General features: G+C 73.3%; 11 protein-coding genes. 7 read left to right on the forward strand and 4 right to left on the reverse strand.

The genetic code is table 11. The features are described 5' to 3' along the window. Positions 1–108 precede the first annotated feature (108 nt). Positions 109–1,863, reverse strand: a complete 1,755-nt coding sequence (locus AC2TEW_RS29035; RefSeq protein WP_484626331.1) for an NAD+ synthase — start codon at positions 1,861–1,863, stop codon at positions 109–111. 145 nt (positions 1,864–2,008) lie between these two features. On the opposite strand from AC2TEW_RS29035, the gene glnA2 reads away from it, so the two are divergent. The 3 genes from glnA2 to AC2TEW_RS29050 all read left to right on the forward strand — a co-directional run bounded on the left by glnA2 (position 2,009) and on the right by AC2TEW_RS29050 (position 5,714). Next, complete coding sequence (gene glnA2 / locus AC2TEW_RS29040; RefSeq protein WP_033820272.1) at positions 2,009–3,370, forward strand: gamma-glutamylpolyamine synthetase GlnA2; 1,362 nt, start codon at positions 2,009–2,011, stop codon at positions 3,368–3,370. 565 nt (positions 3,371–3,935) lie between these two features. Further along, entirely contained in the window at positions 3,936–4,826 is an 891-nt protein-coding gene (locus tag AC2TEW_RS29045; protein ID WP_484626332.1) for a peptidoglycan-binding domain-containing protein, read from the forward strand. A 69-nt stretch (positions 4,827–4,895) separates the two neighbouring features. Further along, positions 4,896–5,714, forward strand: coding sequence for a CHAP domain-containing protein (locus tag AC2TEW_RS29050; RefSeq protein WP_484626333.1), 819 nt, complete (start codon positions 4,896–4,898; stop codon positions 5,712–5,714). A gap of 109 nt (positions 5,715–5,823) precedes the next feature. On the opposite strand, the gene AC2TEW_RS29055 is transcribed toward AC2TEW_RS29050, so the two are convergent. Beyond that, entirely contained in the window at positions 5,824–6,807 is a 984-nt protein-coding gene (locus tag AC2TEW_RS29055) for a DUF4190 domain-containing protein (RefSeq protein WP_484626334.1), read from the reverse strand. A 290-nt stretch (positions 6,808–7,097) separates the two neighbouring features. Here AC2TEW_RS29055 and AC2TEW_RS29060 point away from each other — a divergent pair, with 290 nt between their 5' ends. Then, positions 7,098–7,808, forward strand: coding sequence for a class E sortase (locus AC2TEW_RS29060; protein ID WP_484626335.1), 711 nt, complete (start codon positions 7,098–7,100; stop codon positions 7,806–7,808). Between the two features lie 48 nt (positions 7,809–7,856). On the opposite strand, the gene AC2TEW_RS29065 is transcribed toward AC2TEW_RS29060, so the two are convergent. After that, positions 7,857–8,666, reverse strand: a complete 810-nt coding sequence (locus AC2TEW_RS29065; RefSeq protein WP_484626336.1) for a LamG domain-containing protein — start codon at positions 8,664–8,666, stop codon at positions 7,857–7,859. A 349-nt stretch (positions 8,667–9,015) separates the two neighbouring features. Between AC2TEW_RS29065 and AC2TEW_RS29070 the strand changes: the two genes are divergently transcribed. Together AC2TEW_RS29070 and AC2TEW_RS29075 are read left to right on the forward strand one after the other, a co-directional pair. Then, positions 9,016–10,305 (forward strand): glycosyltransferase family 2 protein, encoded by a 1,290-nt coding sequence (locus tag AC2TEW_RS29070; protein WP_484626337.1) that lies wholly within the window; start codon positions 9,016–9,018, stop codon positions 10,303–10,305. Positions 10,306–10,371: 66 nt separating this feature from the next. Next, positions 10,372–13,425, forward strand: coding sequence for a bifunctional [glutamine synthetase] adenylyltransferase/[glutamine synthetase]-adenylyl-L-tyrosine phosphorylase (locus AC2TEW_RS29075; protein WP_484626338.1), 3,054 nt, complete (start codon positions 10,372–10,374; stop codon positions 13,423–13,425). A gap of 99 nt (positions 13,426–13,524) precedes the next feature. Here the strand turns inward: AC2TEW_RS29075 and AC2TEW_RS29080 are convergent, their stop codons facing one another. Further along, positions 13,525–14,484, reverse strand: a complete 960-nt coding sequence (locus AC2TEW_RS29080) for a phosphatase PAP2 family protein (RefSeq protein ID WP_484626339.1) — start codon at positions 14,482–14,484, stop codon at positions 13,525–13,527. A 375-nt stretch (positions 14,485–14,859) separates the two neighbouring features. On the opposite strand from AC2TEW_RS29080, the gene pulA reads away from it, so the two are divergent. Further along, positions 14,860–20,397, forward strand: coding sequence for a pullulanase-type alpha-1,6-glucosidase (gene pulA / locus AC2TEW_RS29085; protein WP_484626340.1), 5,538 nt, complete (start codon positions 14,860–14,862; stop codon positions 20,395–20,397). Positions 20,398–20,571: the final 174 nt, after the last annotated feature.

A 20,571-nucleotide genomic window follows, 5' to 3' on the forward strand; every position in this document is an offset into this window, starting at 1 on the left:
TCACTGATGAAGTGATGGTAGTACCAATCGCCGGGCCCCGACCCCGGACGTGGTGGGCTTCGGGGACGGGGCTCGTGACGGTTCGGTGGGCGCGGCGTGGCAGACGGGTCAGCCGCGGCGCCAGCGGTTGGTGATCGGGAGCCGGCGGTCGCGGCCGAAGCCCTTGGCGGAGATCTTCGGGCCCGGCGGGTACTGGCGGCGCTTGTACTCGGCGGTGTCGACCAGCCGGACGATCCGGTCGACCACCGCCGCGTCGAACCCGGCCGCCACGATCGCGTCCCGGCCCCGGTCGCCCTCCACGTACAGGTCGAGGACGGTGTCCAGCAGGTCGTAGTCGGGCAGCGAGTCGCTGTCCTGCTGGTCCGGGCGCAGCTCGGCCGACGGCGGCTTGACGATGGTGTTCTCCGGGATCGGCGGCACCTCGCCGCGGCGGACGGCCTCCTCGTTGCGCCAGCGGGCCAGCCGGAACACCAGCGACTTGTAGACGTCCTTGATCGGCCCGTACGCGCCCACCGAGTCGCCGTACAGCGTGGAGTAGCCGACCGCCAGCTCGCTCTTGTTGCCCGGCGCGAGCACGAGGTGGCCCTCCTGGTTGGAGATCGCCATCAGCAGGGTGCCGCGCAGCCGGGACTGCAGGTTCTCCTCGGCCAGGCCGGTCAGGCCGAGCGACGCCATGTACGCGTCGAACATGGGGGCGATCGGCACCGTCCGGAGGGCGAGGCCGGTGCGCGCCGCGAGGTCGGCGGCGTCGTCCCGGGAGTGCTGCGAGGAGTACCGGCTGGGCATCGAGACGCCGTGCACGTTCCCGGCGCCGACCGCGTCCACGGCGATCGCCGCGACCAGCGCCGAGTCGATGCCGCCGGAGAGGCCGATCAGCACCGAGCCGAAGCCGTTCTTGCGGACGTACGCCCGGGTGCCGGTGACCAGTGCGGCGTAGATCTCGGCCTCGTCCTCGAGCCGTGGTGCGACCCCGCCGGCCACCGGGACGGCGGGCGCGGGCAGCGGCTCGCCGCCGAGGTCGGTGCGGGCCAGGCGCAGGCCCGCGCCCAGCAGCTGCCCGTCGGGGTGCGCGGCGGTGGCGGCCGGCAGGTCGAGGTCGATCAGCAGCAGCCGCTCCTCGAACTGCGGGGCCCGGGCCAGCACCTCGCCGCCGGGGGTGACCACCAGCGAGTCGCCGTCGAAGACCAGCTCGTCCTGGGCGCCGACCATGTTGACGTAGGCCAGCGTGCAGCCCGCCTCGGCGGCGCGGCGGCGGACCAGCTCCAGCCGGACGTCGTCCTTGTCGCGCTCGTACGGCGAACCGTTGACCACCAGCAGCAGCCCGGCGCCGGCCTCGCGGGCGGCGGTCACCCGGCCGCCGTCCTGCCAGATGTCCTCGCAGATCGCCAGGGCGACGTCGACGCCGTGCAGGCGCAGCACCGGCAGCCGGTCGCCGGGGACGAAGTGGCGCCGCTCGTCGAAGACGCCGTAGTTGGGCAGGTGGTGCTTGGCGAACCGGGTGGCCACCCGGCCGCGGTGGAGGACCGCGGCGCAGTTCTGCGGTGCGCCGGCCGGGCGGCCGAGTGCGGGGGAGGGGTGCCCGGAGCGGCCCAGGTACCCGACCAGGACGGGCAGCTCGCCGAGCCCCTCGGCGGCGAGCCGCGCGGCCAGCGCGACCAGGGCAGACCGGGAGGCCTCCACGAACGAGTCGCGCAGCGCCAGGTCCTCGACGGGGTAACCCGTCAGGGCCATCTCGGGGAAGGCGGCGAGCCGGGCGCCGGCCTCGGCGGCCTGCCGGGCCAGGCGCACCACCTCCTCGCCGTTGCGGGCGAGGTCACCGACCCAGGGGTCGATCTGGCACAGGGCGAGACGGAGATTCGGCATGCCCGGGAGTGTAATCGTCAACCTGACGCTATGTCCCGGCCGGGGGGTACGTTCCGAGCGGGGATCCGCCATGATGGGACCAGTCGCCACGGTGGCCGGTTCCGGACGTAACACGGGCGTAAAGAGCAGAGGTGAGACTGTCCCCATGGGCAAGCAGCAGGAGTTCGTGCTTCGTACGCTCGAAGAGCGTGACATCCGTTTTGTCCGGCTGTGGTTCACCGACGTGCTCGGGTTCCTGAAGTCGGTCGCGGTCGCTCCGGCCGAGCTGGAACAGGCCTTCGAGGAAGGCATCGGGTTCGACGGCTCGGCGATCGAGGGCTTCGCCCGGGTCTACGAGTCCGACATGATCGCCAAGCCGGACCCGACCACCTTCCAGATACTGCCGTGGCGCTCGGAGACCCCGGGCACCGCCCGGATGTTCTGCGACATCATGATGCCGGACGGGTCGCCCTCCTACGCCGACCCGCGGTTCGTGCTCAAGCGCACGCTGGAGAAGGCCTCGGCGCAGGGCTTCACCTTCTACACCCACCCGGAGATCGAGTTCTTCCTGCTGAAGAACCTCCCGGGCGACGGCACCCCGCCCATCCCGGCCGACCAGTCCGGCTACTTCGACCACACCCCGCGAGGCGTCGGCCACGACTTCCGCCGCCAGGCCATCACCATGCTGGAGTCGATGGGCATCTCGGTGGAGTTCTCCCACCACGAGGGCGCCCCCGGCCAGCAGGAGATCGACCTGCGGTACGCGGACGCGCTCTCCACCGCCGACAACATCATGACCTTCCGCCTGGTCATGAAGGAGGTCGCGCTGGAGCAGGGCGTGCACGCCAGTTTCATGCCCAAGCCGTTCTCCAACTTCCCCGGCTCGGGCATGCACACCCACCTCTCGCTGTTCGAGGGCGACCGCAACGCCTTCCACGAGTCGGGCGCCGAGTACCAGCTCTCCAAGGTCGGCCGCTCCTTCATCGCCGGCCTGCTCAAGTACGCCGCGGAGACGGCCGCGGTCACCAACCAGTGGGTCAACTCCTACAAGCGGATCTGGGGCGGCTCGCAGCGCACCGCGGGCGCCGGCGGCGAGGCGCCCTCGTACGTCTGCTGGGGGCACAACAACCGCTCGGCGCTGATCCGGGTCCCGATGTACAAGCCCGGCAAGCAGGGCTCCACCCGGGTCGAGGTCCGCTCGCTGGACACCGGCTGCAACCCCTACCTCGCCTACGCGGTGGTGCTGGCCTCCGGCCTCAAGGGCATCGAGGACGGCCTCGAACTCCCGCCGGGCGCCGACGACGACGTCTGGGCGCTCAGCGACGCCGAACGGCGGGCGCTCGGCATCCAGCCGATGCCGCAGAACCTGGGCGAGGCGATCGACCTGATGCAGCGCAGCGAACTGGTCGCCGAGACGCTCGGTGAGCACGTCTTCGACTTCTTCCTGCGCAACAAGCGCCAGGAGTGGGAGGAGTACCGCTCCGAGGTCACCCCCTTCGAGCTGCGCAAGAACCTCCAGGTGCTGTAACCGCAGGTCAGGGCAGTACAGAACGCACGAAGCCCCGCGGGCCGACGGATCACATCCGTCGCCCCGCGGGGCTTTTCCACGGCGTACGGGCACGCGGGCACCCGCTCCGCTCCGGCGCGACGGCCCGGTGCCGCTCCGCGCCGGGCAACCGCACCTGCCGGACGGTCCGCACAGCCCGTACGGCCGCACCAACCGCCGGCCCTGCACCGGGCCAGGCGCCCTCCGCGGGCGGCCGTCCGGGTCCGCCCCGTGAGGCCGGCCGCCGTGATGGTCACGGCGGCCGGTGGCGCACCCGTGCCGGCGCGGGGCGGTATCGCGGCCGTAGCCGCCCGATGAAGCGGCTCGTCCGGGCCCCGACTCCCTTGCGCGGGGCCGCCGTTGCGGCCCCGCTGCCTGCCCGGCGCGCGCCGACGCGATACGCGCGCGCTATCGACGCCTCCTAACGTCTCGAACGGATCTCGGGCCCCGGCGCGGGCCCGACGGCGCAACCCCCTTGCCCGGTACCGGCACCGGCACCGGGATGGGGGCGGCGCCGGTCCTCCACCGAACCGGAAGGAGCCATCGCATGGCATCCGTCGTCAAGACCCGGAACACCGCCACCCGCCTGCTCACGGCCGCCGCCGTGCTGAGCGGCCTGGTGCTGGGCGCCGCACAGGCCCACGCGGCAACCCCGCCGCCCCCCAACGAGGCGCCGGCGGCCACCGCTGCCGCGCTGCCCGTGGTGGACATGGAGGCCACCGTGCTGGCCGCCCAGATCGACCCCCGACGCGCAGACAGCACGCTGACCCCGGGGGCCAAGGACTCGGTCCTCGCCGTCGAGCGGGCCCTGCAGGCCCGCAACCTCCTGGACGCCCGCTGGGTGGACGGGTACTTCGGCACCACCACCATCGCGGCCTACGCCGCCTTCCAGCGCTCCCTCGGCTACACCGGCCTGGACGCCAACGGACTGCCCGGCGCCTCCTCCCTCGCCGCCCTGGGCCAGGGCCGTTTCACCGTCACCCACCAGATCGGGCCGGGCGCGAAGCTGCAGCGCGACGGATACACCGTCGACACCCGCACCCAGAACATGCTCACGGAGGCCGAACGCCTGCTGGGCTTCCACCTGACCCTGGCCCAGGGCTCCTACAACCCCGGCGGCGATCCCACCTCGGCGGGCACCCATGACGGCGGTGGCGTCGTGGACATCAACATCGACGGCATGTCGACTGCCACCCGCACTTCTGTGGCGAAGGCACTGCGCCAGGTCGGGTTCGCCGCCTGGGTCCGCAACCCCAGCCAGGGCGACTGGCCGTGGCACATCCACGCCGCCGCGATCAGCGACACCGATCTGTCCACCCAGGCCCAGAACCAGACCGGTGACTACTACCTCGGCCTCAACGGCCTGGCGAACCACGCCGCCGACGACGGCCCGCGCATCCCCATCCAGACCTGGGAGGAGTACCAGCGCACCCACTGACCGCGCACCCGGCACCACCCGAGCACGACCGGCCCACCCGTCGGTGACACGTCACGAACAGAGAAAACCATGAAGAACATACGCACCATGCTCACCGTCGCCGGCACCTCCCTGGCCATGGCCGTTCCCCTCGTCGCCGCCACCTCCGCCCCCGCGTTCGCCGCGTCCCGCGACGGGGTCTGCGACGCCGGCGAGTTCTGCTACTACTACAACAGCGACGAGGCCGGCTCGGTCTCCGACTTCACCGGCTCCGTCAGCGACCTCGGGGACACCCAGCCGACCTGCTACGAGTTCAAGGGCGCCGGCTCCGGCCAGGGCGTCTGCGTCAAGAACAACGCCGCATCGGTGTGGAACCGCACCGGGCAGACCGTCCGCGTCCACTTCAACAGCGGCTACGGCGGCGCCGGCCAGGACTTCGCCCCCGGCGCCAAGGGCAACCTCAACTCCACCCTGAAGAACAACGAGGCCTCCCACCAGTTCCTCGGCGACAACGGCGGCAGCCAGCGCCCCGCCGACGACTTCGACCACGCCACCCGCGGCTTCGCCGCCGACAACTGCACCGCCTTCGCGGCGTACCGCATCGCCACCCGCCTCGGCGTCCCGAACTTCAGCAACTCCTACGGCGGCACCACCTGGGGCAACGCCCGGACCTGGGACGACGCCGCCCGCCGCGCCGGCGTCACCGTCAACACCACCCCCGCCGTCGGCGCCATCGCGGTCAACGACGTCCACGACCTCGGCCACGTCGCCTACGTCAACGCCGTCTACTCCGACGGCTCATTCGACGTCGAGGAGTACAACTGGAACAAGCGCCTCGCCTACGGCACCCGCAGCCACGTCCACATCAGCAACGCACAGTCCGACTTCCAGTGGATGCTCCACTTCTGAGCAACCACGCGGCGGGCCCCGGGAGTCCGGGCAGCGGCAGGCCCCCGCGGGCGACGGGACGTTCCGTCACCCGCGGGGGCCGCCCGGGTCCCGGGCGGCCGGCCGGGGGTCAGCCGGCGGAGCCGGACCAGATGACGTCCTTGCGCTGCATCCCCGCGCCGTAGGTGAACTGGACGGTGAACGGGTCGGCCGCGTCGTTCGGCAGGGCGTACGCCTCCAGGCTGGTGGTCTCCTGGCCGGGGGCGAGGGAGTCGGCGAGGAACTTCGCCCGGCCGCTGCCGTCGTGGAAGGGGAAGGCGAGGCGGCCCGCGGAGTCGTGGACGAAGGGCGACCCCGACCCGTAGAGCGAGACCTGCGCCGGACCGGTGTTGACGACGGTGATCCGCACCTGCACGATCCTGGTGCCGGCGGGGACCTTGAACACGGTCTCGTTCGGGACGAACGGCTCCGGCGCGGCCGTGGTGACCTTCAGCCCGTCCTCGTAGGTGTAGGACTGACCGAACGGCAGGCGACGGGCCCGCTCGTCCGCGGCCTTCTTCTCCTGCTCGGCCGCCAGCTTCTGCCGGGCGGCCTCGAGCCGTTCGCGGTCCTTCGCCGCCTGCTCGTCGGCGCGGGCGCTCGCTTCGGCCGCCTCGACCCGCAGCTCCTCGTTGACCGAGTGCAGGCGCACCGCGATGAACACCCCGGTGCCCACCGAGATCAGCAGCCCGGTGACGCCCAGGACGACGCCCGCCAGCGCCGCGCCCCGGTTGGTCGCCCGGCCCTTGCGTACCAGCCCCAGCCCGATGGCGCCGAAGACCACGGCGAGCAGGGCCGGCAGCCAGGACAGCCAGAACAGGATGAGGAGCAGGCTGAGGACGGTCCCGGTGATCCCGAGCACCATGGCCGCGACGCCGAGGCCGTTGCGCGGCTCCGCCGCCGGCACCGGGTACGGCGGCCAGTACGGCACACCCGGCCCCGGTCCGGCGGCGGCCGGGTCCCGGTCCGGCGCCGTGCCCTCGCCCTGCCACGGGGCCGGCGGCGCCCACGGGTCGGCGGCGGCTGCCGGTTCCCCGGCGGGCTGCGGGCTGTCGGGCGGGGCGGGAGTGGTCATGCGAACCCTTCGGGCAGGCGGGGACGGTGAGCGGTCGGGCGGGGGTCCCGACGCCGAAGTCTGTCCGGATCCCGCGGTGGCGGCGACCCGATTTTCCGGCCGGCGGGTTCGTCGACGATCTTCGGCGGGTGATCAACGTACCGGTGTCCGGTCGCGGCCCGGACACCGCGCCCGCGCCGCGGGCGGTCCGGGCCGCGGGGCGTTGCAGCGCGTGTCGGCTTGTGAACCGTCCGTGCGCGGGGTGGGGTGGGGGCTCAGGGTGGATCGGGCGCGGCGGGAGGCCGGTCGGCATGGCTCAGGTGGCGCGGGAGCAGCGGTGGCGTGGACGGGTGCGGGTGGCGGCCGGTGCCGGTGGTGACCTGCTGATCGCGTTCGGGGTGCTGCTGGCGCTGTTCGCCTGCTACTCGCTGTGGTGGACGGACGTGGTGGCGGACCGGCGGGCCGAGCGGGCCGGCGACCTGCTGCGGCGGACCTGGTCGGCCGCCGCGCCCGCGGGCCGGGCGGTCCCGCCCGCGCGCGGTGCCGGGATCGGCTTCCTGCACGTGCCCGCGATGGGGCGGGACTACCAGGTGCTGATCAGGCTGGGCACCGACGAGGACACCCTCGCCGAGGGGGTGGCGGGGGTCTATACCGAGCCGTACCCCGCGGCGATGCCGTGGGACGCGCAGGGCAATGTCGCACTGGCCGCGCACCGGGACGGCCACGGCGCCAAGTTCCACGACCTGGACGCGGTGGAACCGGGTGACGCGGTGGTGGTGGAGACCCGCGACAGCTGGTACGTCTACCGGGTGGACGGGGTGCTGCCGCAGACCTCGGAGTACGACACGGGGGTGATCGCGCCGGTGCCGGTGGGCTCCCCGTACCACGCGCCGGGCCGCTACATCACGCTGACGACCTGTACGCCGGTGTACACCTCCGACTACCGGATGGCGGTCTGGGGCAGCCTGGTGCGGGTCGACCCGGTGGACGCGGCGCGCACGCCGCCGGCCGAGCTGCGCTGATCCGAGGGCCGCGGAGGCCCTGGGGGCCTGAGCGGGGCCCAGGAGGCCTCAGGGGGAGGGGTGTTCGATGGTGAGCAGGTCGGCCTCCAGCCTGACCGGGTCGCGGCCGACCGGCGGGGAGTGGAAGGAGCCGTCGCTGATCGACAGGTTGAGGATCAGGTAGGCGGCGAAGTCCTCGCCCACGCCGGTGCCGTCGGAGAACGCCTCGGTGAGCCGGTCGGGTTCGGCCCCGATGTACCAGGTGGTGTTGTCGGCGCCGAACCGCGCCCCCACGTATATCCAGCGGCCCGCACCGACGTTGGCGTCGCGGTAGACGGTGCTGCCGGAGCGTACGTGGTTGACGAACTCGATCTGGTCGGGCCGGTCCGCGTACCACTCGAAGACGTCCATCTCGTTGCCGCCGTCGCGCCAGGTCCACAGGCACGGCCAGGCGCCGGTGTCGGCGGCGGGCAGCCGGACGTGGACCATCACCAGGTCGCCGGTGCGGACCATGGCCCCGCTGCCGCCTGAGTCGCAGGAGTCGCCGGTGGTCACCAGGCCGGTGTTCCAGTGGCCGTCGGGCTGCGGGGTGGCCGTGATGACCAGGTGGCCGGAGGCGGTGCTGAGGGAGTCGGTGGTGAGCCGGTCGTACTTCCAGCTGTTGGGGTTCTCGGTGCAGCCGGCGTACGCGCCGGTCTGCCAGCCCCAGGCGTGGCCGGGGCCGAGGTCCAGGGTCCGGAAGTCCTCGGCCAGGACCGAGCGGGTCGCGAGCTGCCGGGCGGCGGCGAGGGCCGCGGAGGGGGCGGCGGCCTGGGCGGGCGCGGTGGCGAGGGAGGCGGAGACGGTGATCGCGGCCGCCAGGAGAAGTCGGGTAGCCATGGCGCTCACGATCCTCGGGGGTGGGCGGTTCTGCGCTGAGGCAGAGCTGTCCGGATGAATCTGGCGGGACGGGCGCGCGGGTGCTCCGTCCACGGTGTGGTTATTGGCTGATCGCCAGTTCGCCCGTGGTACATGTTATTCCGACCTGCACCGGGCGTAATCCTCGAACAAGGGGTGAATTCCGTTCGAGTGCAGGGCGTGAAATCCCGGAAGCTGCCCATTCGGAACGGCCTGAAAAGGATTGACCTATGTATGCTCTCGCTCACACCGGCGTCGCCTCTCTGGCCCTGCTGGCGGTCGGCGGTGCCAGCTCCGCGATCGGTGCGGCCGTGAAGTGGTTCGCGCGCCGGTGACCGAATCGCTCACGGTGCTGATCCCGGCACACAACGAGGCGGACTTCATCGCTGACGCGGTGAGGTCCGCCTTGGGTCAGACCGCCCGTCCCGAGACCGTCCTGGTGATCGCGGACTCCTGCACCGACGACACCGCCGGGATCGCCCGGGGGCTCGGCGCGGCCGTCCGGGAGGTGTCCCGGCAGAGCAAGCCCGAGTCGCTGAACATCGCGCTGGCCGAGGTGACCACCGAGTACGTGGCGCTGCTGGACGCCGACGGCTACTTCGCCTCCGACGACGTGCTGGCGACCTGCCTCGCGCAGATGCGCGAGAACGGCCACGGCGGCGTCTGCATGTCCGTCACCCCGCACAGCGTCAAGGGCCTGTTCCAGCGGTCGCGGACGATCGAGTGGGCGGCCGCGCACCGGATGTCGCGGACCGTGGAGTCCTGGCACGGGTGGGTGGCGGTGCTGTCGGGCTGCGCCGGGGTGTACCGCACCGACGCGGTCCGGGAGGTCGGCGGCTGGTCCACCGACAGCCTCTGCGAGGACGTCGAGCTGGCGCTCAGGATGAACCGCTCGGGACACGCGGCCGGCTTCGTGCCGGGTGCGTACGTGTGCGTCCGGGACCCGGGCAGCTGGGGCGTGTACTGGCGCCAGACGCACCGCTGGGCGGCCGGCTGGGCGCAGGCCCTGCACAAGCACCGCGGCCTGTTCTTCCGCAGCTGGGGATTTACCAAGGTGTTCGGCGCGATGCTGGTGGACAGTGCGCTGATGGCGTTCGGATATCTCTCGCTCCTTTATCATCTGATCACCGGATTCACCCATTTCGATACCGTCCGGTGGCTCGGCTGGTGGTTCCTGATGATGCTCGCGCTGACCCTCGGGACGGCCACCGTGCAGATCGGGTTCCGCAAGGCGGTCACCTGTTATCCGGCTTATCTGGTGGTCGGCACGATGGGCACCCTGCTCTCGCTGTGGGTGATGTTCCGGGAATGGGTGCTCGGCCGGCACCTGACGTCCTGGACCGGCCGGCAGGCCCGCCGGACGGTGATCACCCGGATGTCCGGGGACCGCAGACGGTGCCTCACCTCCGCCGGACTGCTCGGGGGCGCCGTCGCGGCGGCCGCCGGGTCCGTGCTGCGCCGCGAGGACCTGCTGCTGGCGGGTGCCGGGGTGGCGGCCGTGGTGCTGCTGGCGCCGGTGTTCCACCGGCTGCTGGTGGGCGCCGTACAGGCGGGCCGGCCGGTCGCCGGGGCGCTGCCCGCCGCCGGGCCGGGGGAGCGCGCGGGAGCGACGGGATCGTAGGCTCATAACTCGTAGGCTCATAGGCCCGCGCACCGCGCGCGGGTCTACCGCCGTACCGGAGGGGCCATGGCACTGGAGGATCGGTCCGGCAGCCGGACCAGCCGCCCGGAGATCCGCCTGGTCCGACGCGGGTTCACCGACCCCGAACACGCCCTGCGGCTGCTCGCCGAACCGGCGCTGCACGGACTGGCCGCCGACCCGGTCCTGATCGACGCCCTCGGCTCCACCGCCGACCCCGACCTCGCCCTGCGCGGCCTCGCCCACCTGCTGGAGGCCCTCGACGAGCCCGAACGGGCCGCCCTGCGCGACACCCTGACCGGCTCCAAACCCCTGCGCGACCGGCTGCTCGGCACCCTCGGCGCCTCCGCCGCGCTCGCCGACCACCTGGCCCGCCACCCCCGCGACTGGCACGCCCTGGTCACCTTCGAACAGCGCGACATGCACCCCGGCCAGGCCGAGTTCCGGCGCGAACTCGCCGAACGGGTCCGCGCCGCCGCGCCGCCCGCCCGCCCCGACGCCCTGCGCGCCGCGTACCGGCGCTGCCTGCTCACCATCGCCGCCCGCGACCTGAGCGGCACCACCGACCTGCCGCAGACCTCCGCCGAACTCGCCGACCTGGCCGGCGCCACCCTGCAGACCGCCCTCGACCTCGCCGCCGACGAGGACCAGGAGGCCGCCGCGGACTGCCGGCTCGCCGTGATCGGCATGGGCAAGTGCGGCGGCCGCGAACTCAACTACGTCTCCGACGTCGACGTGATCTTCGTGGCCGAGCCCGCCGACGGCGTCGAGGAGCAGCGCGCCACCCGGGCCGCCACCCGGCTCGCCGCCCGCACCATGCGGCTGTGCTCCGACACCACCGGCGAAGGCACCATCTGGCCCGTCGACGCCAACCTGCGCCCCGAGGGCCGCAACGGGCCGCTGGTGCGCACCCTCGCCAGCCACCTCGCCTACTACCAGCGCTGGGCCAAGACCTGGGAGTTCCAGGCCCTGCTCAAGGCCCGCCCGGTGGCCGGGGACGCCGACCTCGGCGCCGCCTACGCCGAGGCCATCGCCCCGCTGGTGTGGCAGGCCGCCGCCCGGGAGAACTTCGTCACCGACGTCCAGCAGATGCGCCGCCGGGTCGTCGACGCGATCCCCGCCACCGAGGTCGGCCGGCAGCTCAAGCTCGGACCCGGCGGCCTGCGCGACGTCGAGTTCGCCGTCCAGCTGCTCCAGCTGGTGCACGGCCGCACCGACCCCACGCTGCGCAGCGGCAACACCCTCCAGGCGCTGGCCGCCCTGAGCGACGGCGGCTACGTCGGCCGGGCCGACGCCGCCTCGCTCGACGCCGCCTACCGCTTCCTGCGCGCCCTGGAGCACCGGATCCAGCTCCACCGGCTGCGCCGCACCCACCTGGTCCCCACCGACCCGGACGACCTGCGCCGGCTCGCCCGGTCGCTCTCCCCGCTGATCAACGACGACACCCGGGCCGACCCGGTCGCCGCGCTGGACCGGGAGTGGAAGCGGCACGCCGTCGAGGTCAGGCGGCTGCACGAGCGCTTGTTCTACCGGCCGCTGCTGGACGCGGTCGCGGAGCTCCCGGCCGGCGCCGCCGCCCTGGACCACGCGGCGCTCGGGCCCGCCGGACTGACCCCGGCCGCCGCCAGGGCCAGGCTGGAGGCGCTCGGCTACGCCGACCCCGCCGCCGCCCTGCGCCACCTCACCGCGCTGGCCTCCGGCGTCAGCCGCAAGGCGGCCATCCAGCGCACCCTGCTGCCGGTCCTGCTCGGCTGGTTCGCCGACTCCGCCGACCCCGACGCCGGCCTGCTCAACTTCCGGCAGGTCTCCGACGCCCTCGGCCGCACCCCCTGGTACCTGCGGCTGCTGCGGGACGAGGGCGCCGCCGCCGAGCGGCTGGCCCGGGTCCTGTCGGCCGGCCGGCTCGCCCCCGACCTGCTGCTGCGCGCCCCCGAGGCGGTCGCCATGCTGGGCGACCCGCAGGGCCTGGTGCCGCGCGGCCGGCCCGCCCTGGAGCAGGAGATCCTGGCGGCCGTCGGCCGAGCCCCCACCGCCGCCGCCGGGGTGGCCGCCGCCCGCGCGGTGCGCCGCCGGGAGCTGTTCCGCACCAGCGCCGCCGACCTGCTCGGCCGTCTCGACCCGGACCCGGCGCGCGCCCTGGACGCCGCCGGCGAGGCGCTCACCGCGCTCAACGCCGCCACCCTGCAGGGCGCGCTGCGGGCCTGCATCGCGGGGTGGGAGGCGGCCAACGGCGAACTGCCGACCCGGCTCGCGGTGATCGCGATGGGCCGGTTCGGCGGCCACGAGCTCGGCTACGGCTCCGACGCCGACGTCCTGCTGGTCCACGAGCCGCTGCTCGGCATGCTCGACGAGGACGCCGCCCGGGCCGCCCACGCCGTCTGCAACGAACTGCGGACCCTGCTCGCCGCCCCCGCCACCGAACCCCCGCTGCTGGTCGACGCCGACCTGCGCCCGGAGGGCCGGCAGGGCCCGCTGGTGCGCACCCTGGCCTCCTACGAGGCGTACTACCGGCGCTGGTCGCACGTCTGGGAGAGCCAGGCCCTGCTGCGGGCCGAGCCGGTGGCGGGCGACCCGGAGCTCGGGGAGCGGTTCCGGGCGCTGATCGACCCGCTGCGCTACCCGGGCGGCGGGGTGCCCGAGCGGGACCTGCTGGAGATCCGCCGGATCAAGGCCCGGATCGAGTCCGAACGGCTGCCGCGCGGGGCCGACCCCACCACCCACACCAAGATCGGGCGCGGCGGGCTGGCCGACGTCGAGTGGACGGTCCAGCTGCTCCAGCTCCGGCACGGCCACGCGCTGCCGGAACTGCGCACCACCCGGACCAGGGCGGCGCTGGCGGCCGCCGCCGGGGCGGGCCTGGTCGACGCCGAGGACGCCGGGGTGCTGGACGCCGCCTGGGTGCTCGCCTCCCGGGTGCGCAGCGCGGTGATGCTGGTCCGCGGCCGGGCCGGGGACTCCTTCCCCGGCGACCCGCGCGAGCTGTCCGGGGTGGCCCGCTACCTGGGCTACGGGGCGGGTCACAGCGGGGAGCTGGTCGACGACTACCGGCGCACCACCCGGCGGGCCCGCGCGGTGGTGGAGCGGCTGTTCTACGGGCCGTAGCGGCGCCGCCGCCCGGCCGGCGCCCGGTGTCCCGGGAACGGCGGAGCCCCACCGGAGCGGGTCCGGTGGGGCTCGGTGCTGCGGGCGGGCGGCCGGGGCTCAGCGGCGGGCGGCGCCGACCTGATCGCTCACCCACTGCTCGGGGACGGTGACCTCCTTGTCCGCGGCGGCGCCGGGGACCCTGGGCAGCTGGTAGGCCCAGACGTGGTAGATCAGCCGGGCGGCGGTGAAGCCGACGGCCAGGCACAGCGCGCCGCCGACGGCGTCCATCCAGAAGTGGTTGGCGGTGGAGATGATCACGACCAGGGTGGCCGCCGGGTACAGCAGGCCGAGCAGCCGCACCCAGAGCGGGCGGGCCAGGAAGAAGATGGTCAGACCGCACCAGAGCGACCACCCGATGTGCATCGAGGGCATCGCCGCGTACTGGTTGGAGACGTGCGCGCCGGCGCCGGAGGCCATCGAGCCCCAGGTGTGGTGGGCGGTCACGGTGTCGATGAAGCCGCCGCCGGTCATCAGCCTGGGCGGGGCCAGCGGGAAGAAGTAGAAGCCGACCAGGGCGATCCCGGTGGTCACGAAGAGCACCGTGCGGGCCGCCGCGTAGCGGCCGGGGTGCGAGCGGTACAGCCAGACCAGCACGCCGATGGTGACGATGAAGTGCAGCGTGGCGTAGTAGTAGTTCATCCCCACGATCAGCCAGCCGACCGAGTCGACCGCGTGGTTCACCGAGCGCTCGACGGCGACGCCGAGGGTGCGCTCGAAGTCCCATATCCAGGTCGCGTGGTGCTGGGCGATCGAGGCCTGCTCGGGGACGGCGTTGCGGACCAGGGAGTACAGCCAGTAGCTGATCCCGATCAGGGCGAGTTCGAACCAGAGCCGGGGCCGGGCGGGCCGTCTGCGCTGCTCCCGCACCCGGCCGCGCAGGGCCGCGCTCGGTGACTGGGCTGCGCGGGTGGCTCCGTCCGGCTGCCCGCCCACGTGGGCGCAGCCAGGGACGGAACCGCCGGTGCGCGCCGTGGCGCGCTCGGCGCCCGGTGCGTGGATCTCGGTCGGTTCCCCCATGGACGAGAAGTCTGCCAGACGTCCCGTGGCCGCCTGCTCATCCTCTGGTCGGGGATTCTTCACCGACCGTCCCCCTGCGGGGGTACGGGTAGAAGAGGTATGGGGACGCATATCGACCATTGTTGCTCGGGGGTAACCGGCGGTCGAACGCGGGTGGCCAAACTTGACCTGGACTTTGGCCGAGAGGTGTCGCGGGGCCCAACGATCGAGGCCCGCCGGGGGTCAGGTGTCCGGCGGGCCGGGTACGACTCTGCTGCCTTCGCAACGGTTCGGTCAAGACCCTGCTTGCAACATTTTCAGCATCTTGCTGAAACATATTTCAGCGCGCTACGGTCCGGCCACTCACAGACGAGCCGCATCGAGGGAGAGCCAGCCGTGGCCGAAGTCCCGCCCCGCCCGCCCCGGAGCACGACACCCCACCGCAGACCCGGCCGAGCCGCCGTCCTGCTCGCCGCGGCCCTGACCGCCGCCACGCTCGGCGCCGCCCCCGCGTTCGCCGCCGCACCCCCCGCGCCGCCGTCCGACGCCGCACTCGCGGCGACGGCGGGCCGGCACGACCTCACCAGGGAGCAGTTCTACTTCGTCCTGCCGGATCGTTTCGCCAACGGTTCGACCGCCAACGACACCGGCGGCATCACCGGAGGCCGCCTGGACAACGGCTTCGACCCCGCCGACAAGGGCTTCTACCACGGCGGCGACCTCAAGGGCCTGATCGACCGCCTCGACTACATCCAGGACCTCGGCACCACCGCGATCTGGCTCGCCCCGATCTTCAAGAACAAGCCGGTCCAGGGCACCGGCGACCAGGCCTCGGCCGGCTACCACGGCTACTGGATCACCGACTTCACCCAGGTCGACCCGCACTTCGGCACCAACGCCCAGCTCAAGGAGCTGATCGCGAAGGCGCACGGCAAGGGCATCAAGGTCTTCTTCGACGTCATCACCAACCACACCGCCGACGTCATCGACCACCAGGAGACGTCCAGCGCCTACCGCTCCACCGGCGCCTACCCGACCCTGGACACCGACGGCCACCCCGTCGACGAGACCGCCCTCGCCGGCAGCGGCGCCCGGTGGCCCGCGGTCACCGCCGACTCCTTCCCGTACCGCCCGGTGCTGCGCAGCAAGGCCGACGCCACCGCCAAGACCCCGTCCTGGCTGAACGACCCCGCGCTCTACCACAACCGCGGCGACTCGACCTTCGCCGGCGAGTCCGCCACCGAGGGCGACTTCTCCGGCCTCGACGACCTCGACACCCAGAACCCCAAGGTGGTCGAGGGCTTCAAGAAGGTCTACCAGCAGTGGGTCGCGGAGACCGGCGTCGACGGTTTCCGGATCGACACCGTCAAGCACGTGGACATGGCCTTCTGGCAGAACTGGGCGCCCGCGCTCAAGAAGTACGCCGCCGACCAGGGCGACAAGCGGTTCTTCATGTTCGGCGAGGTCTACTCCGGCGACCCGGCCGTCACCTCGCCGTACGTCACCCAGGGCAAGCTGCAGGCCACCCTGGACTTCCCGTTCCAGCAGGCCGCCCGCTCGTACGTCTCGCAGAACGGCTCCGCCGCGGCGCTGGCGGAGCTCTACCGGCAGGACTACCGGTACACCACCGCCGACACCGACGCCTACGAGCTGCCGACCTTCCTCGGCAACCACGACATGGGCCGGATCGGCTCCTTCCTGCGCGCCGACGACCCCGCCGCCACCCCCCAGCAGCTGCTGGACCGCGACCGCTTCGCCAACGAGCTGCAGTTCCTCACCCGCGGCCAGCCCGTCGTCTACTACGGCGACGAGCAGGGCTTCACCGGCGCGGGCGGCGACAAGGACGCCCGGCAGGACCTGTTCGCCTCGAAGACCCCCTCGTACAACACCGACCCGGTGATCGGCGGCACCCCCGGCTCCGCCGACCGCTACGGCCGCACCGGCCCGCTCTACCAGGACATAGCCGCCCTCGCGAAGCTCCGCAAGGACCACCCGGCGCTCGCCGACGGCGCCCAGCGGGAGCGGTACGCCGCCGACGGGCCCGGCGTGTACGCCTTCTCCCGGACCGACGCCGCCCAGCAGGTCGAGTACCTGGTCGCCGTCAACAACGCGGCCGAGCCGAAGACCGTCACCCTGGACACCTACTCGGCCGGCATGGCCTTCGACCGGCTCTACCCCTCGGCCGGGCAGCGGCTCACCACCGGCGCCGACAAGCGGCTCACCGTGACCGTGCCGCCGCTGTCGTCGGTGGTGCTGCGCGCCGCCGGGCGGATCGCCGCCCCGGCCGCCGCCCCCGCGGTCACCCTGACCCCGCCCGCCGACGGCGCCACCGGGACCGTCACCCTCGCCGCCCAGGTCCCCGGCGGCGGCCTCGACCGGGTGAGCTTCGCCGCCCAGGTCGGCAACGGGCCCTGGCGCACCCTCGGCACCGCCGACAACGGCGACTACCGGGTCACCCAGGACCTCGGCGCCACCGCACCCGGCACGGTGGTCCGCTACAAGGCCGTGGTCCGCGACTCCGCCGGCCACCTGCGCTCCGCCACCGCGAGCTTCACCACCGGCACCCCGGCGCCCAAGCCGGTGCCCACCGCCACCAGCCGCCCCTACGCGGTCGTCCACTACCAGCGCAAGGACGGCGACTACACCGGCTGGAACCTCTACGCCTGGGGCGACCTCGCCGACGGCGAGTCCACCCCCTGGCCGGCCGGCCATCCCTTCACCGGCCGCGACGCCTACGGCGCCTTCGCCTACGTCAGGCTCAAGGAGGGCGCCGCCGACCTCGGCTTCATCGTCGAGAAGGACGGCACCAAGGACGTCGACGCCGACCGGCACATCGACCTCGGCGCCACCGGGGAGGTCTGGCTCAAGGAGGGCGACCCCGCCGTCCGCACCGCCGACCCGGACCCGGTCCAGCCCGTCCCGGCCGGCACCGCCGTGATCCACTACCACCGCGCCGACGGCAGGTACGACGGCTGGGGCCTGCACGACTGGACCGGCGCCGCCACCCCCACCGACTGGGGCAGGCCGCTGCCGCCCGCCCGCACCGACGCCTTCGGCGCCGTCTTCGAGGTGCCGCTCGCCCCTGGCGCCACCACCCTCAGTTACATCCTGCACAACGGCAACGACAAGGACCTGCCCGCCGACCAGTCCCTCGACCTCAACGCCACCGGCCGCGAGGTGTGGATCCTCGGCGGCCAGGAGGGCTACCTGCTCCCGCAGGCCGCCGGCAGCAGCTCCCAGCTCGACCTCACCGCCGCCCGCGCCCAGTGGATCGACAGCAACACGGTCGTCGTCCCGCCCGGCTACGGCGCCGGCGACGCCGCCCTGGCCGGCGGCACCAGCGCCCAGCTGGTCTACGACCCCGCCGGCGGCATCAAGGCCGACCACGGCACACTCGGCAAGCCCGGACAGTGGATCCGGCTCACCCCGCAGCCCGGCGGCCCGACCGCCGCCCAGAAGGCGAAGTACCCGCACCTGGCCGCCTACCGCGCCTTCACCGTCGACCCGCGCGACACCGCCAGGACCACCGCCGCCCTGCGCAGCCAGCTGCTGTTCACCGAGCACCTGCCGAACGGCGCCGTCCTCGCCGCCACCGGCGTGCAGATCGCCGGCGTCCTCGACGACCGGTACGCGGCCCAGGCCGCCGCCGTCCCGCTCGGCCCGGTGTACACCGCCGGCCGGCCCGAGGACTGGCTGCGCCGCGACCGCCGCCGGGTGACCCTCTCGCTGTGGGCGCCGACCGCCACCGACGTCTCGGTCCAGCTCTTCGACCGGGCCGCCGGCGGCACCCCGCGGACCGTCCCGCTGCGCCGCGACGAGACCACCGGGGTCTGGTCGCTCACCCGCGCCGCCCGCGAACTCGACGGCCGGTACTACCTGTTCCAGGTCAAGGTGTGGGCGCCGAGCGTCCAGCAGACGGTCACCAACACGGTCACCGACCCGTACTCGGTGGCGCTGTCCGCCGACTCCGGGCGCAGCCTGGTCACCGACCTCGCCGACCGCGCCAACAAGCCCGCGGGCTGGGACGCCCACGCCACCCCGCCGGCCGTCCCGGCCACCCGCCAGCAGATCCAGGAGCTGCACGTCCGCGACTTCTCGGCCGAGGACACCACCGTCCCCGCCCCCGAGCGCGGCACCTACCTGGCCTTCACCGAGTCGAAGTCGGCGGGCATGCAGCACCTGCGCGACCTCGCCAAGGCCGGGGTGACCACCGTCCACCTGCTGCCGACCTTCGACATCGCCACCATCCGGGAGCAGCGCGCCGAGCAGAAGCTGCCCGCCTGCGACCTCGCCTCGCTGCCCGCCGACGGCGAACGGCAGCAGGAGTGCGTGGCCGCCGTGCAGGCCGACGACGCGTACAACTGGGGCTACGACCCGCTGCACTACACGGTGCCCGAGGGCTCGTACGCCACCGACCCGGCCGGAACCGCGCGCACCGTGCAGTTCCGCGCGATGGTGCAGGCGATGCACGAGGCCGGGCTGCGGGTGGTGCTGGACGTGGTCTACAACCACACCGCCGCCGCCGGACAGGACCCGCACTCGGTGCTGGACAAGGTGGTGCCCGGCTACTACCAGCGGCTGAGCGACACCGGAAAGGTCACCACCGACAGCTGCTGCGCCGACACCGCGCCCGAACACGCCATGATGAACCGGCTGGTGGTCGACTCGGTGGTGACCTGGGCCAAGCAGTACCGGGTGGACGGCTTCCGCTTCGACCTGATGGGGCTGGACCCGAAGTCCACCATGCTGGACGTGCAGTCGGCGCTGCGTTCGCTGACCCGGCAGAAGGACGGCGTCGAGGGCAAGGACCTCTTCCTGTACGGCGAGGGCTGGAACTTCGGCACCGTCGCCGACGACGCCCGGTTCGTCCAGGCCACCCAGGCCAACATGGCGGGCACCGGCATCGCCACCTTCAACGACCGGATCCGCGACGCCGGGCGCGGCGGCAACTTCCAGCTCTCCTCGGCGCCGCAGCAGGGCTTCGCCTCCGGCCTGTACACCGATCCCAACGGCTCCGCCGACAACGGCACCCCCGAGGAGCAGAAGGCCCGGCTGCTGCACCAGATGGACCAGATCAAGGTCGGCCTGACCGGCAACCTGGCCGGATTCCGGTTCACCGACAGCGCGGGCAGGCCGGTCACCGGTGCGGGGGTCGACTACAACGGCTCGCCGACCGGCTACGCGGCCGCGCCCGGTGAGGCGGTGGAGTACCTGGACGCGCACGACAACGCCGACCTGTTCGACGCGCTCGCGTACAAGCTGCCGCCGGCCACCGCGCCCGCCGACCGGGCCCGCATGCAGGCCCTGGCACTGTCGCTGACGGCGCTCTCCCAGGGGCCGGGCTTCGCCCAGGCCGGCAGCGACCTGCTGCGCTCCAAGTCACTGGACGCCAACTCCTTCGACTCGGGCGACTGGTTCAACGCGATCCACTGGGACTGCCGCCAGGGCAACGGCTGGGGCCGCGGCGTGCCGATGGCCGCCGACAACAAGGCCATGTGGCCGTCCGCGAAGTCACTGCTGGCCGACCCGCGGCTGACCGTCGGCTGCGCGCAGACCGGGGCGAGCACCGCGCTGTACCAGCAGTTCCTGACGATCCGTCAATCCTCGCCGCTGTTCGCCCTGGACAGCGCCGAGCAGGTCCAGCGCCGGGTCTCCTTCCCGCTCTCCGGCACCGCCGGGGAGACCCCGGGTGTGATCACCATGCACCTGGACGGGACCGGGCTGCCGGGGGCGGCCAAGGGCCTCACGGTGGTCTTCAACGCCACCCCCGCCGCCCAGCGGCAGTCGGTGGCCGCCCTCGCGGGCAGCGCCGAGGCCCTGCACCCGGTGCAGGCGCAGGGCGGCGACCCGGTGGTCCGGCAGGCCGCGTTCGACCCGGCCAGCGGCACCTTCACGGTGCCGGCCCGGACGGTGGCGGTCTTCGTCCAGGGCTGACATCCGGCCAGTTCCGCACAGGGGTCCCGCCAGTGGCGGGGCCCCTGTGGCGTGGATGGCCGAAAACCGACCTCCCCGGCTTGAACAACATGACATGTACCGGCCCTTATGTGCACCCGACACCGACCGTACGTTCGGCCGGTCTACGCGTGCAGCGTGTCCGCTAGCTCAGCC

The organism is Kitasatospora sp. NEAU-CNBT7, assembly GCF_057220535.1.